Source organism: Mesorhizobium sp. LNJC394B00, from assembly GCF_000502555.1.
Taxonomy (GTDB): Bacteria; Pseudomonadota; Alphaproteobacteria; order Rhizobiales; family Rhizobiaceae; genus Mesorhizobium.
Window position 1 is genome coordinate 1,639,116 of the sequence record NZ_AYWH01000002.1, and the last position, 13,528, is coordinate 1,652,643.

The 13,528-nt window shown below is 63.4% G+C and carries 10 protein-coding genes, 1 tRNA gene and 1 pseudogene; 10 read left to right on the top strand and 2 right to left on the bottom strand.

Annotation, left to right across the window (positions count from 1 at the left end):
• Positions 1-16: 16 nt before the first annotated feature.
• The 9 genes and pseudogenes from nuoN (at position 17) to X751_RS151875 (ending at position 10,625) form a co-directional block, all read left to right on the top strand.
• A complete protein-coding gene (gene nuoN / locus X751_RS151910) occupies positions 17-1,453 on the top strand; it encodes an NADH-quinone oxidoreductase subunit NuoN (RefSeq protein ID WP_023706136.1) in 1,437 nt (478 codons plus the stop codon).
• Positions 1,454-1,457: 4 nt separating this feature from the next.
• Positions 1,458-2,355: pseudogene (locus tag X751_RS01000000163775) on the top strand (biotin--[acetyl-CoA-carboxylase] ligase).
• Positions 2,356-2,387: 32 nt separating this feature from the next.
• Positions 2,388-4,061 carry a ribonuclease J gene (locus tag X751_RS151905; protein ID WP_023744672.1) on the top strand — a complete coding sequence of 558 codons (1,674 nt, stop codon included), beginning with the start codon at positions 2,388-2,390 and terminating at the stop codon, positions 4,059-4,061.
• 97 nt (positions 4,062-4,158) lie between these two features.
• Complete coding sequence (mce, locus tag X751_RS151900) at positions 4,159-4,563, top strand: methylmalonyl-CoA epimerase (protein ID WP_023744673.1); 405 nt, start codon at positions 4,159-4,161, stop codon at positions 4,561-4,563.
• Positions 4,560-4,844, top strand: a complete 285-nt coding sequence (locus tag X751_RS151895) for a DUF1467 family protein (protein ID WP_023744674.1) — start codon at positions 4,560-4,562, stop codon at positions 4,842-4,844. The genes mce and X751_RS151895 overlap by 4 nt, the downstream gene beginning before the upstream one ends.
• Positions 4,845-5,573: 729 nt before the next feature.
• Positions 5,574-6,902 (top strand): proline--tRNA ligase, encoded by a 1,329-nt coding sequence (proS, locus tag X751_RS151890; protein ID WP_023744675.1) that lies wholly within the window; start codon positions 5,574-5,576, stop codon positions 6,900-6,902.
• A complete protein-coding gene (locus tag X751_RS151885; protein ID WP_023685210.1) occupies positions 6,899-8,245 on the top strand; it encodes a lipoprotein-releasing ABC transporter permease subunit in 1,347 nt (448 codons plus the stop codon). The genes proS and X751_RS151885 overlap by 4 nt, the downstream gene beginning before the upstream one ends.
• Positions 8,242-8,925 (top strand): ABC transporter ATP-binding protein, encoded by a 684-nt coding sequence (locus X751_RS151880; RefSeq protein ID WP_023685211.1) that lies wholly within the window; start codon positions 8,242-8,244, stop codon positions 8,923-8,925. Before X751_RS151885 ends, X751_RS151880 begins: the two co-directional genes overlap by 4 nt.
• Before the next feature lie 449 nt (positions 8,926-9,374).
• Positions 9,375-10,625, top strand: coding sequence for a peptidase M50 (locus tag X751_RS151875; protein ID WP_023685212.1), 1,251 nt, complete (start codon positions 9,375-9,377; stop codon positions 10,623-10,625).
• A 19-nt stretch (positions 10,626-10,644) separates the two neighbouring features.
• On the opposite strand, the gene lipB is transcribed toward X751_RS151875, so the two are convergent.
• On the bottom strand, positions 10,645-11,388 hold the full coding sequence (gene lipB, locus X751_RS151870) for a lipoyl(octanoyl) transferase LipB (protein ID WP_023744676.1): 744 nt from the start codon (positions 11,386-11,388) through the stop codon (positions 10,645-10,647).
• A 256-nt stretch (positions 11,389-11,644) separates the two neighbouring features.
• Here lipB and X751_RS151865 point away from each other — a divergent pair.
• A tRNA-Leu gene (locus tag X751_RS151865) sits at positions 11,645-11,729 on the top strand.
• Positions 11,730-12,398: 669 nt separating this feature from the next.
• Here X751_RS151865 and X751_RS151860 read toward each other — a convergent pair.
• Entirely contained in the window at positions 12,399-13,478 is a 1,080-nt protein-coding gene (locus X751_RS151860; RefSeq protein WP_023685214.1) for a histidine kinase dimerization/phosphoacceptor domain -containing protein, read from the bottom strand.
• Between the last annotated feature and the right edge of the window lie 50 nt (positions 13,479-13,528).

Here is a 13,528-nt window from a genome sequence, read left to right on the forward strand (position 1 = left end):
AGAGGTTTTGCGAACCATGACGCCGGACCTTTATTCCAGCCTTTCGCTCTCGACGCCGGAGCTGATCCTCGCCATCGGCGCGCTGGCGCTGTTGATGGTGGGCGCCTATTCGCGCGCCAACACTGCCATTCTGGTGACTGTCCTTGCCGTCGCCGTGCTGGTGATCGCAGGCCTATGGCTGATCTTTCCCACGGGACAGGGCGCAGCCTACGGCAACGCCTTCATCCAGGATCCGTTCTCCCGCTTCATGAAGGTGCTGTCGCTGATCGGTTCGGCGGTGACGCTGGTGATGTCGATGCGCTTCGCCAGGCAGGAGCATTTCGACAAGTTCGAATACCCGGTGCTGATCCTGCTCTGCACGCTCGGTATGATGCTGATGATCTCGGCCAACGGCATGATCGGGCTCTATCTCGGCCTCGAGCTGCAGTCGCTGGCGATCTACGTGCTGGCCGCGATCAACCGCGACAATCTGCGTTCGACCGAGGCCGGTTTGAAGTATTTTGTGCTGGGCGCGCTGTCGTCGGGCATGCTGCTTTACGGCATCAGCCTCATTTACGGCTACACCGGCAATGTCGGCTTCCAGGAAATCGCCTCGGCGCTTGGCAGCGGTGAGCGCCAGCTCGGCCTCGTCGTCGGCCTGGTCTTCGTTTTGGCCGGCCTCGCCTTCAAGATTTCGGCGGTGCCGTTCCATATGTGGACGCCCGATGTCTACGAGGGCGCACCGACGCCGGTCACCGCTTTCCTGGCGGCTGCCCCCAAAATGGCGGCGATGGCGCTGATCGTGCGCGTCACCATGGGCGCCTTCAAGCCGATCGCTTCCGACTGGCAGCAGATCATCGTCTTCATCTCGATCGCCTCGATGGCGCTCGGCTCCTTTGCCGCCATCGGCCAGACCAACATCAAGCGGCTGATGGCGTACTCCTCGATCGGCCATATGGGCTACGCGCTGGTCGGCCTTGCCGCCAACAGCCAGGCCGGCGTGCGCGGCGTCGCCATCTACATGCTGATCTATCTGGTCATGACGCTCGGCACCTTCGCCTTCATCCTCGCCATGCGGCGCAAGGAAGGCAATGTCGAGCAGATCAGCGATCTCGCCGGTCTGTCGTCGACCAACCCGATCATGGCGACGATCCTGACCATCCTGATGTTCTCGCTGGCCGGCATCCCGCCGCTCGCCGGTTTCTGGGGGAAATGGTACGTGTTCCTCGCCGCCATCAACGCCAACCTCTATGCGCTGGCGATCATCGGCGTGCTGGCCTCTGTGGTGGGCGCTTTCTACTATCTGCGCATCATCAAGATCATGTGGTTCGACGAACCGGCCGGCGGCTTCGTGCCGATGGCGGTTGAGCTGCGCCTCGTGCTTGGTGTCTCCGGCGCTTTCGTGCTGTTCTATGTGCTGATCGGCGGTCCGATCGCGACCTACGCCGAAGCCGCCGCCAAGACATTTTTCTGACCGGATGGCATTTCGGCTGGCTCCAACCTCTGAGACGGAAGGGTTCCGGCTCGAGGCGCATGACAGTGTGGGTTCCACCAACACGCTGGCGCTGGACCATGCAAGGGCAGGCGATCCCGGCAAATTGTGGGTCGTTTCCAAGAAGCAGGAAAGCGGCCGTGGCCGCCGCGGCAGGGCCTGGGTATCGCCCGAGGGCAATCTGGCGGCGACATTGCTGGTCATCACCGGCGGTGAGTTGCGTCTGGCGGCGACGCTGGGCTTCGTCGCCGGCCTGTCGCTGGCCGATGCGCTCGACGCCGTGGTGCCGAAGGGCAGGATCGCCATCGGCCTCGACGGCGCCAGCCAGGGGCAGAACCGCTTCGAGCTGAAATGGCCGAACGATGTGCTGGCCTCCGGCGCCAAGCTGGCCGGCATCCTGCTGGAATCGGCCATTCTCGATNCTGAAATGGCCGAACGATGTGCTGGCCTCCGGCGCCAAGCTGGCCGGCATCCTGCTGGAATCGGCCATTCTCGATGGCGGCCGTTTCGCGGTGGCGGTGGGCATCGGCGTCAATGTGGTGGCGCATCCGCCGGATTTGCCGTATCCGGCGACATCGCTTCAGGCACTGGGCGCGACATGCGACGCCGAAACGCTGTTCTTGGCGCTGTCCGATGCCTGGACCGACAATGCCCGGCTGTGGGACGACGGACGCGGGCTCGACGCCATCCGGCGTCGCTGGCTGGCGCGCGCGGCGGGGCTTGGCGGCGAGGTTGCTGTCAGGATTGACGGGAATGTGGTGCGCGGTACCTTCGAGACCATTGACGCGGACTGCCGTTTCGTGATCCGCGATGATGAGGGGTCGGTCGTGACGGTAGCCGCCGGCGACGTGCATTTCGGCGCCGTCGCGTCGGCAAAGATTTAGGGCTGGTCGCAAGGGCCGGGAAGGGAAATTTGATGGCGAAAGCGCAAAACGCCGAACTCGTCTTCGTGCCGCTCGGCGGCGTCGGCGAGATCGGCATGAACTTCGCCCTTTACGGCTATGGGCCGCCTAGCGCGCGCGAGTGGATCGTCGTCGATGTCGGCGTGACCTTTCCCGACGCAGCGCACCCGGGCGTCGACCTGATCCTGCCCGATACCCGCTTCATCGAGGAGAACCTCGCCGGCCTGCGCGGCATCATCATCACCCATGCGCATGAAGACCATTACGGGGCGCTGCTCGACATCTGGCCGAAGCTGAAGGCGCCGGTGTGGATGACACCGTTCAGCGCCGGCCTGCTGGACGCCAAGCGCCAGGGCGAGCAGGGCGCGCCGAAGAAAATTCCGGTGACGATCTACCGGGCAGGCGAAACATTCACTGTCGGCCCGTTCTCGATCGAGGCCATTCCGGTGGCGCACTCGATCCCCGAGCCGATGTCGCTGGCGATCACCTCGCCGGCCGGCACCGTCATCCATACCGGCGACTGGAAGATCGATCCGGAACCGACGATCGGTCCGAAAACCGACGAGGCGCGGTTTCGCGCCTATGGCGACAAGGGTGTGCTGGCGCTGGTCTGCGATTCGACCAATGCGCTCAGGGAAGGCGAATCGCCGTCGGAAGTGGCGGTCGGCGAAGGCCTCAGGGGCGTCATTCAGAGCGCTGTCGGCCGTGTCGCCGTCACCACCTTCTCCTCCAATGTCGGACGCATCGTCTCCATCGCCAAGGCGGCGCGCGATGCCGGCCGCCAGTGCCTGGTGCTCGGCCGCTCGCTGAAGCGGGTCATCGATGTCGCCGGCGAACTCGGCTACATGGACGGGCTGCCGGAGTTCATCGCCGAAGAGGATTTCGGCTTCATCCCGCGCGAGAACCTGGTCATCATCTGCACCGGCAGCCAGGGCGAGTCTCTGGCGGCGCTGGCAAAACTTTCGCGCGACGAGATGAAATCGGTGTCGCTGACGGCGGGCGACACGGTGGTGTTTTCCTCACGCACCATTCCCGGCAACGAGAAGGCGATCCTCGAGATCAAGAACCGCCTAATCGACCTCGGCATCAAGATCATCGAGGATGGCGACGCGCTGGTGCATGTCTCCGGCCATCCCCGCCGCAGCGAATTGCGCAGGATGTATGAGTGGGTGCGGCCGCAGATCGGCGTTCCCGTGCATGGCGAAGCCGCGCATCTGGTGGCGCAGGGGTCGCTGATGTCGACCTCCGGCATCGGCCAGGTGGCGCAAGTGCGCGACGGCGACATGCTGCGGCTGGCGCCGGGTCCGGCCACGATCATCGACCAGGTGCCGTTCGGCCGCATCTACAAGGACGGCAGGCTGATCGGCACCGACCAGGCGATGGGCATACGCGACCGGCGCAAGTTATCCTTCGCCGGCCATGTCGCGGTCAATGTCGTGCTCGACGACAAATATGAGCTCGCCGGCGATCCAGACCTGGTCGCCATCGGCGTCGCCGAGGCCGATGCCCGCGGCGACAACATGGAAGATCTGATGCTCGACGCGGCCGTCGGCGCGGTGGACTCGATCCCTCGCCAGCGCCGCAAGGACCTCGACCTGGTGCAGGAAGCGGTGCGCCGCGCCGTGCGCGGCGCCGCCAACGAAGCCTGGGGCAAGAAGCCGCTGGTGACGGTGTTTGTGACGAGGTGAGGGAATAGGCAGTAGGCAGTAGGCAGTGGAGAAAAATGCAGATGTATCACTACTGCCTACTGCCCATTCCCTACTCCCTTAACTTGTGGAGCACTTCATGCTGGGACGCCTGAACCATGTAGCGCTTGCCGTGCCGGACCTGGCCGCGGCGATCGCGGCCTATCGCGATACGCTTGGCGCGAAGGTCACCGCGCCGCGGGCTTTGCCCGAGCATGGCGTGACGGTGGTGTTCGTCGATGTCGGCAACACCAAGATCGAACTCCTGGAGCCGCTGGGCGAGGGGTCGCCGATCGCGGCCTTTCTGGACAAGAACCCCTCGGGCGGCATGCATCATGTCTGCTACGAGGTCGACGACATCCTTGCCGCGCGCGATCACCTCACAGCGAGCGGCGCCCGCGTGCTGGGCGACGGCAATCCCAAAACCGGCGCTCACGGCAAGCCGGTGCTGTTCCTGCATCCCAAGGATTTCTTCGGCACGTTGGTCGAACTGGAACAGGCATGAGCTGGATTTCATTTGCCGCGCTGTTCTTCATCACCTGGTGGCTGATGTTGTTCATCGTGCTGCCGTTCAGCGTCAAGACGCAGGATGAAGACCAGGACGTGACGCTGGGCACGGTTGCGAGCGCGCCGCGCGGACCGCATATGCTGCGCGCCGTGATCCGCACCACCATCGTCACGGCTGTCGTCATGGGGGTTTTCTACAGCCTGACGCACGGGCTGGGCTACAGCCTCGACGAAGTCCCGCACATCATCCCCGAAGCCAGCCAGGCACCGGCTAACTAAACACTTTCACGCCGGCAGATCGGCTGGGATGTTTGTGCCTGTTTCGGAGCGCCAAACTCAGGTTTTGTCTCACCAGCTTGCGATGCGCAATCGGCGGTCAGGCATGGCCCACCCGCATTAGAATCACGCCTTGGTGTCAGGCTGACGCAAGCTCACGTGATTTGGGAACAGGTTGATCTAACCAAATGATCCGGCAAAAAAAATGCAAGGCACAAGGCCTTGCAATTTAAACGCGTTCCGATCTGTTTTCCGGTTTCCGGCGGCAGCGGGTAACCGCGCCTAGATCGCATCCTCCCAAGACTTTGACCGCGTAGGAGAGCAGATTTTTCTCTACCCTCTCGGTTATCGGGGCACACTAGCCTAACCCTGATGAAATTGTCACGCAGAATTTTGCCCGCAATCGGGCAATCTGTGCTGCAGTGCACAATAGTGCGGCAGGCTTTGCTTGCGAAACGAACAACACCGGGGCTGCCGCCTTAATCTGGTCAGGTGTGCCGCGTCGCCCGGACGCGCAAAGCGTGTGTGAGGACTTTGCAGTCAGGCGATCACTTTGCGTCAGAAGCATTATCGTTTTCGGTGCGAAGGTCTTTGGAAGAAGAATCGATTTTTGCGATTTCGGGCCGATACGGCCGGTCGGGTTTCCATTCCGTCACGAAATAGCTATGAAGCCGGGGCAAGCAAGCCAGCCGCGCCGATTCCGGCGCAGCCTCCTCTCTCACGGACCTGTCCATGCGTTTGTCGCAGTTTTTCCTGCCCATCCTGAAAGAAAATCCGCGCGAGGCCGAGATCGTCTCGCACCGGCTGATGCTGCGTGCCGGCATGATCCGCCAGCAGGGGCAGGGCAGCTTTTCCTGGCTGCCGCTGGGCAAGCTGGTGCTGGACAAGGTCTGCCGCATCATCCGCGAGGAGCAGAACCGCGCCGGCGCTCTGGAAATCCTGATGCCGACCATCCAGTCGGCCGATCTGTGGCGCGAAAGCGGCCGCTATGACGATTACGGCAAGGAGATGTTGCGCATCAAGGACCGGCAGGACCGCGACATGCTCTACGGTCCGACCAATGAGGAAGTGGTCACCGAGATCGTGCGCGCCTACGTCAAGTCGTACAAGGACTTGCCGCTAAACCTCTACCACATCCAGTGGAAGTTCCGCGACGAGGTGCGGCCGCGCTTCGGCGTCATGCGCTCGCGCGAATTCCTGATGAAGGATGCCTATTCCTTCGACCTCGATTTCGAGGGCGCGAAGGCCGCCTATAACCGCATGTTCGTATCCTATCTCCGAACGTTCACGCGCATGGGGCTGCAGGCCATTCCGATGCGGGCCGACACCGGGCCGATCGGCGGCGATCTCAGCCATGAATTCATCATCCTGGCCGACACCGGCGAGAGCCAGGTCTATTGCGACCGCGAATATCTGTCGCTGCAGGTGCCCGGCGAGAAAACCGACTTCGGCAATGACGGCGAGATCGCCGACATCGTGAAGACGTGGACGATGCCTTACGCCGCCACCGACGAGATGCATGACGAGGCGGCCTGGGACAAGCTTGGCGAGGCCGACCGGGTCTCGGCGCGCGGCATCGAGGTCGGCCACATCTTTCATTTCGGCGACAAATATTCCAAGCCCATGGGCGCCAAGGTGACCGGGCCCGACGGCAAGGATCATTTCGTTTCCGGCGGCTCCTACGGTATCGGTCCGTCGCGGCTGGTCGCAGCGATCATCGAGGCCAGCCATGACGATAACGGCATCATCTGGCCGGAAGCGGTGACGCCGTTCGACATCGGCCTGATCAACATGAAGGCCGGCGACGCCGAGTGCGACCGCGTCTGCGGCGAGCTCTACGCCGCCTTCACCGGCGCCGGCAAGGATGTGCTTTACGACGACACCGACCAGCGGCCGGGCGGCAAGTTCGCCACCGCCGACCTGATCGGCCTGCCCTGGCAGGTGGTCGTCGGGCCGCGCGGCGTGGCCGCCGGCGAGATCGAGATCAAGAACCGCCGGACCGGCGAGCGCGAGACGCTGCCGGTCGCGGAGGCCAGGAAACGCTTCGGTGCAACCGCATGAGCGAAGCCGCGGCAGCGAAGTCTTCGGTAGCCCAGTCTCCGGTTGGCAAGTCTCCGGTCGCCAAGTCTCCGGTCACCAAGTCTCCGGTCGCCGGCCCGTTCTCCATGTTCGAACGCATGGTCGCCTGGCGTTATTTGCGGTCGCGCCGCAAGGAGACGGTGATCTCGGTCATCGCCTCGATCTCCTTCCTCGGCATCATGCTGGGCGTCGCCACGCTGATCGTCGTCATGGCTGTCATGAACGGGTTTCGAGCCGAACTTCTGACCCGCATCCTCGGCGTCAACGGCCATCTGATCGTGCAGCCGCTGGATTCGCCGCTTGAGGATTATGCGCAGGTCGCAGCCCGCATCAACGGCGTGGCCGGCGTCAAATACGCGATCCCGCTGATCGACGGCCAGGTGCTGGCGCAAGGCAATGTCGGCGGCGGCATGGGCGCGCTGGTGCGCGGTATCAGGGCCGAAGACCTCGGCAAGATCGCCATCGTCGCCCAAAACGTCAAGCAAGGCACGCTTGACGGCTTCGACTCCGGCGAGGGCGTCGCCATCGGCAAGCGCATGGCGGAGAATCTCGGCCTTGTGCTCGGCGACACCATCACGCTGATCTCGCCGGAGGGCGACGTCACGCCGATGGGCACGACGCCGCGGCTGAAGGGCTACAAGGTGGCGGCGATCTTCGAGGTCGGCATGTCGGAGTATGACAGCTCCATCGTCTACATGCCGTTTTCCGAAGCGCAGCTCTATTTCAACATGGACGGCAGGGCGCAGACGATCGAGATCTATGTCGACAATCCCGACAATGTCGACGCGCTGAAACCGCTGGTGGATGCGGCGGCGCAACGGCCGATCGACATGGTCGACTGGCGCCAGCGCAACGAGACGTTCTTTTCAGCACTGCAGGTCGAGCGCAACGTCATGTTCATGATCCTGACGCTGATCGTGCTGGTGGCGGCGCTCAACATCATCTCCGGCCTGATCATGCTGGTGAAGGACAAGGGCCACGATATCGCCATCCTGCGCACAATGGGCGCCTCGCGCGGCGCCATCCTGCGCATCTTCCTGATGACGGGTGCTGCGATCGGCGTAACCGGCACGCTCGCCGGCGTGCTGCTCGGGGTGCTCATCTGCACCAACATCGAATCGATCCGCCAGTTCTTCTCCTGGATGACCGGCAAGGTGCTGTTCAATCCGGAACTCTATTTCCTCAGCCAACTGCCGGCAAAGATGGACCCGCGCGAGACCACCTATGTCATCCTGATGGCGCTCGGCCTGTCCTTCCTAGCAACGGTGTTTCCGGCATGGCGCGCCGCACGGCTCGATCCGGTCGAGGCCTTGAGATACGAATGAAGTCCGAGATCATTATCGAGCTGAAGAGCGTCGAGCGGCACTATGTCCAGGGGCCGCGCAAGCTCACCATTTTGAACGGCGCCGACTTTTCGCTGAAGCGCGGCGAGATGGTGGCGCTGGTGGCGCCGTCGGGCACCGGCAAGTCGACGCTGCTCCATACGGCGGGCCTGCTCGAGCGCCCCGACGCCGGTGACGTCATTCTGGCCGGCCGCGCCTGCGGACGGCTCTCCGACGACGAACGCACGGCGATCCGCCGCAACGATGTCGGCTTCGTCTATCAGTTCCATCATCTGCTGCCGGAGTTTTCGGCACTGGAAAACATCATGATGCCGCAGCTGATCAAAGGGCTTTCGCGCAAGGAGGCGTCGGAGCGCGCAGCACAGCTGCTCGACTATATGCAGATCGGCAAGCGCGCGTCGCACCGGCCGTCGGAGCTGTCCGGCGGCGAACAGCAGCGCGTCGCCATCGCCCGTGCCGTCGCCAACGCGCCCTTGCTGCTTTTGGCCGACGAGCCGACCGGCAATCTCGACCCGGTCACCGCGTCCTATGTGTTCGAGGCGCTTGGCGCGCTGGTCAAGCAGTCCGGCCTTGCCGCGCTGATCGCCACCCACAATCACGAGCTCGCCTCGCGCATGGACCGCCGGGTGACGCTGGCGGACGGCAAGGTCGTTCCGTTGTAGGCCCCAACTTCGTCATCCTAGGGCGAAGCAGGAGCGGAGCTCCGTCGCGAAGACGCTAGGATGACGAAGTGATTGGGGCGTGTCGGCCATGCGATGCGCCCTCCGTCAACACTGTCGTCACCCCGTCAACCTTTCCTTAACCCTGCTCAAACCAGCTGTCAGGATTCGTCGGCATGCCGTCTCCTGATCGTTGACATTCGAACAAAATTAGAACAAAATACGAACATAGCAACAACAGGAGAGAGTTATGAGCGATCTTGTTCAGGACGTCGTTTCGTTGGTGTGCATGAGTGCGTTTCTCGTTTCCATGGCCGTCTGGATCGGCGCCATGTGATGCAACTGCGGTTCGCCGCACTGTTTTAGGCGGGCAGGAAGGCGCTGTGCTGTTAAGCCTTTCTTGCCGCCATGACGCTATGCTGCCCCGCCAAGACAGGGAGCAAAAACCTCAGGTGTCGCCGATCGTGACGGCCCTTCTCGTGGCCGGTAATCTCGGACTGATTTTCCTTCTGATGACCGCGCCTCTCGGTTTGCGCACGGTGCGGCTGAGCCGCGTGGTTGCCGTGGACCGGCAGCGCCTCTGGCAGGCGCTGTGGCCGCTCGGCAGCGATGCCGGCTGGTCCGGCGAGATACTCTCGGCCCAGCCGCTGGACGGGCAGGGCACGGCCCGCATCCTGCTGTCCTGGGAGGGCCGGGACGGCCAGCCGATCGAGCGAAGGTCGCGCTTCGAGGACGTGGTCGAAGGCAGTCGTTTTTCGATGCGGGTCATCGAGGATACCGCGCTCGACGCGTCGTTCTGGAAGGATTTTTACGAGACCACCGAACTCACCTCGGAAGGTGCCGGCACGCGGGTGACGCTCAGTCAGACCGATCGCTATCGCGGCGTCGCCTTCCTGGTGTTCCGCTACTTCGCCATGCGCCGCGAGCTCGGCAAGCTGGAGATCTGGGCGAGGACCGGACAGTATCGCAAGGGCGGCTGGTTCGAGCATCCGCTGAGCCAGGTCGGTTTCGCCGTTCTGTCGGCTTTCATCCTTTGGCCGTTCTTCGGGCTCAATCTCGGCGGCCTGGCGCTGGCCGCGATCCTGACCTCGGTGGTTGCCCTGCATGAGCTCGGCCACATGGCGGCCTTTCGGCTAACCGGTCATCGCAAGGCGCGGATGATCTTTATCCCGCTGCTCGGCGGCATCGCCATTGGCGGCCGGCCTTATGACAGCCGCTTCGAGGTCGCCTTCGTGGCGCTGATGGGCGCTGGTTTTTCCGCGTTCCTGGTACCGCTGCTGATCGTCGCCAGCGGGCTCGCATCCGGCGAGGGACATCGGCTCGCCGCGGCCTTTCTGGCGACGCTTGCCGGCTTTGCCGCATTGTTCAACATCGCCAATCTGGTGCCGGTTTGGAAATTCGACGGCGGCCAGGTACTGCGCCAGATCTGCCCGGGGCCGGTCGCCCTGGCGCTCGCCTCGTTTTCGCTGCTCTCGGCCTTGCTGTGGCTTGGCTGGCTGGCCGGCTTTTCCCAAACCTTTCTGCTGGTGGCGGGCGCCGTCTTTGCCATCCTCAGCCTGATGACAGTGGGTAGCGGGGTAAAACCGCGCTACGAACTGAAACCGATCCGCACCTTCGATCGTTTCGCCATCGCCGGCGCGCTGCTGGCCGTCTTCGCCGTTCACGGTTTCGGGCTGTTGTGGGCCTCGGCGCGGTTGCTTTGAGCGTTGGTCGAGGCGAGACTCAGCCGGCCTTGCGAGCCGGTTCTGCAGAAGTTGACTCCGCTGCCCCGAAAACATCCTCGAAGGCGGATTTCAGCGCCAGGTCGAAATCGCCCATGGTCACGGGCAGGCCGAGGTCGACGAGGCTGGTGACGCCGTGATCCGGCACGCCGCATGGCACGATGCCGCTGAAATGGCTGAGATCCGGCTCGACATTGACGGCAATGCCATGAAAGCTCACCCAGCGCCGCAGCCGGATGCCGATGGCCGCGATCTTGTCTTCAGCCGGCGAGCCGTCGGGCAGGGACGGGCGCTCGGGCCGCACCACCCAGACTCCGACGCGGTCCTCGCGGCGTTCGCTGCGCACATTGAAGGCGGCAAGCGTGCCGATGATCCACTGCTCGAGCGCGGCGACGAAGGCGCGCACATCCTCACGCCGGCGCTTCAGGTCAAGCATGACATAGGCAACCCGCTGCCCCGGCCCGTGATAGGTGTATTCGCCGCCGCGCCCCGCGGCAAAGACCGGGAAACGGTCGGGGTCGATCAGGTCCTCGATGCGGGCGCTGGTCCCGGCGGTGTAAAGCGGCGGATGCTCGACCAGCCAGACCATCTCGGCAGCTGCACCCGCGCGGATTGCCTCGGCGCGCGCTTCCATCAGGGCCAGCGCATCGGTGTAGCCGGTCAGGCCGGGCTCGATGCGCCATTCGACCGGCGCCGAACCCGGCAAGGGCAGGAACGACGTGGCGATCTGGCTGCGTTCGGTCATGGCTTTTTCGTTTTTCGCGTGATGCACACCGGCTTGGCGAAACCGCCTTGCGCTCTGGGGTCAAATGCATTTGCCCTTCATATGGCGGTATCCGGCTGAAACGTCCAGTTCGCCGTCCTTTGCGCGTCCCACAGGACGCGCGGCGCTGTAGAGGCCGATATGCCAATTCGCGGCGATTATTGCGCGCCGCGCCCTTGTTTCGCAGGAAACGATTTGCTACACGCCGCGAGCCGGTTCGTTCCGGCTCCTACCACGGGCGGTCGTGGCGGAATTGGTAGACGCGCAGCGTTGAGGTCGCTGTGGGGCAACCCGTGGAAGTTCGAGTCTTCTCGACCGCACCATAATTTTTCGGCCATTGAAATCATTGCGGCTTCTCAGGCCGTCGACGCCAAATCATCGCCTTTGGCGCTTGAACCGGCCGCAGCAGAGTTGCAACAAGAGGTCGCAGAGCCGCACGCGAACGCCGCTTGGCTCGCACCGGCCAGCCTCCTGCACCCGAGTCCCCGGCTTTGCCGGTGGCGGGGCAGGGGATGTGGGTGACCTAAGCGGCGCGTCGTTGCGGGAAATGGAGACCCGGACGGGCTCGACGAGGATCAACGGCCGTCACGACGGTGTGGTGGTGATCGCAATAGACGCGATCCGGCGACGTCGGCCCGGCACAAAAACGGTAACCACCGGGTACCAACCGGTCTTCGCTCACCGGGAAGCGGCACTGGTTGAGGCCTAGCTGAATGAGGGGGACGTCTCTCGACGCTGGTCTGATATTTTCATGCATGATGGTTTTCAGTTTCCTGGTTCATAGCCATTGCCGGCTGACGGCCGCGGTGCGACCCGCCGGAGCGAGCTTCTCTCGTTTTGGAGGGCTGTGGACCACATATGGTGCTGATCGCACCGTCAAAGAAGCCCGGCGCCCCGCTTCTGCAGCCAAATCGTTTGCGACTTAAGGCCACACCCGCGAGCGCCCGAAGCACCTGTCCGGCCGGGATTTCCCGGCGCGCCGTTGCATAGCCTCAGTCCGTCGCCGCCGATCGCTTGAAGACGATGGTGACCCTGGTTCCCTCGCCGGCACTCGACTTGACGTCGAATTGCGCCTTGGCATTTTCGGTCAGCGACCGCGCGATCAGGGAGCCGAGCTTGCCGGGCCTGGGCCAGGTCTCACCCGTCGGCAGACCGATCCCATCATCGGCGACAGTCACCCGGCAACCATCGCCGCTGACGACGCTGTGCAGCGTGATCGTGCCGCCGTCGCGCCCGACGAATGCATGCTTGAGAGCGTTGGTCAGCAACTCATTGACGACCAGGCCTGTCGGCATGGCAACGTTGATGGATACCGGATAGGTATCCACCTTAAGGTCGAGGCGGATACCTTCGACTGCGTGCGACGCCATGACGGCGGACGCGATCTGGCTAAGATACACACCAAGATCCACCTCATCCTTCTGCTGGTCAGCCGACAAGGTCTGGTAAAGGATTGCCAATGCGTCTACCCGGCCGGCAAGCCTTTCGAAACGCTTCTGGTCCGGTTCGGTGGCGTTGCGGGTTTCCATCCGGATCAAAGCGGTGATCATCTGCAGATTGTTTTTCACCCGATGCTGCAGTTCGCGCAACAGGGTGTCCTTCTCCCGGATGAGCTCCTCCGCGGGTCGCGCGTCCTCGGTCTCACCGTGTGCCGTGACGTCGACAAGCGCCACCAGCCGGAAGCAGAGCTTGCCGTTGTCGTCCTCGATAACGTTGGAATAAACGTCGACGATTGCCGGCTTGTCCTCGCCGCGCTCGAGGCGAAACGTGCCGACGAAATCGGTGTCTTCAACGACAGCCTCGGCGAGCGGCCTGTCCTTCTGCCGATGAAGCCCCCTGCCGGAAAGGGCCGCCCAGTTTTCCCGCGCAAGCTTCGGCGCCTTGAGGTCCGAGAGCTTCTCGAATTCGGGATTGGCGTAGACGACACGTTCCTTCGCGATCAATTCCGAGACGGCGATCGCGATCGGCATCTGGTCGAGAAATTTCTTGAACTGGTCGCTTTCCAGCGCGGTGGCGAGGTCAGGCGTATCGAGCAATTGCTCGACAGCGTCAGCCTTATCGGAGTCTGTCATCTCGGCGCCTGCGTGATGCGTGGAAGCCATCAATATCAGGCATGCAATTC

Excerpts from the sequence above, each read along its gene's own strand:
- X751_RS151895 (WP_023744674.1), top strand. The coding sequence starts at position 4,560 with ATGAGCTGGATTTCATTTGCCGCGCTGTTCTTCATCACCTGGTGGCTG.
- X751_RS151885 (WP_023685210.1), top strand. The coding sequence starts at position 6,899 with ATGAGCGAAGCCGCGGCAGCGAAGTCTTCGGTAGCCCAGTCTCCGGTT.
- X751_RS151860 (WP_023685214.1), bottom strand. The coding sequence starts at position 13,478 with ATGACAGACTCCGATAAGGCTGACGCTGTCGAGCAATTGCTCGATACG.
- X751_RS151905 (WP_023744672.1), top strand. The coding sequence starts at position 2,388 with ATGGCGAAAGCGCAAAACGCCGAACTCGTCTTCGTGCCGCTCGGCGGC.
- lipB (WP_023744676.1), bottom strand. The coding sequence starts at position 11,388 with ATGACCGAACGCAGCCAGATCGCCACGTCGTTCCTGCCCTTGCCGGGT.
- X751_RS151880 (WP_023685211.1), top strand. The coding sequence starts at position 8,242 with ATGAAGTCCGAGATCATTATCGAGCTGAAGAGCGTCGAGCGGCACTAT.
- mce (WP_023744673.1), top strand. The coding sequence starts at position 4,159 with ATGCTGGGACGCCTGAACCATGTAGCGCTTGCCGTGCCGGACCTGGCC.
- nuoN (WP_023706136.1), top strand. The coding sequence starts at position 17 with ATGACGCCGGACCTTTATTCCAGCCTTTCGCTCTCGACGCCGGAGCTG.
- proS (WP_023744675.1), top strand. The coding sequence starts at position 5,574 with ATGCGTTTGTCGCAGTTTTTCCTGCCCATCCTGAAAGAAAATCCGCGC.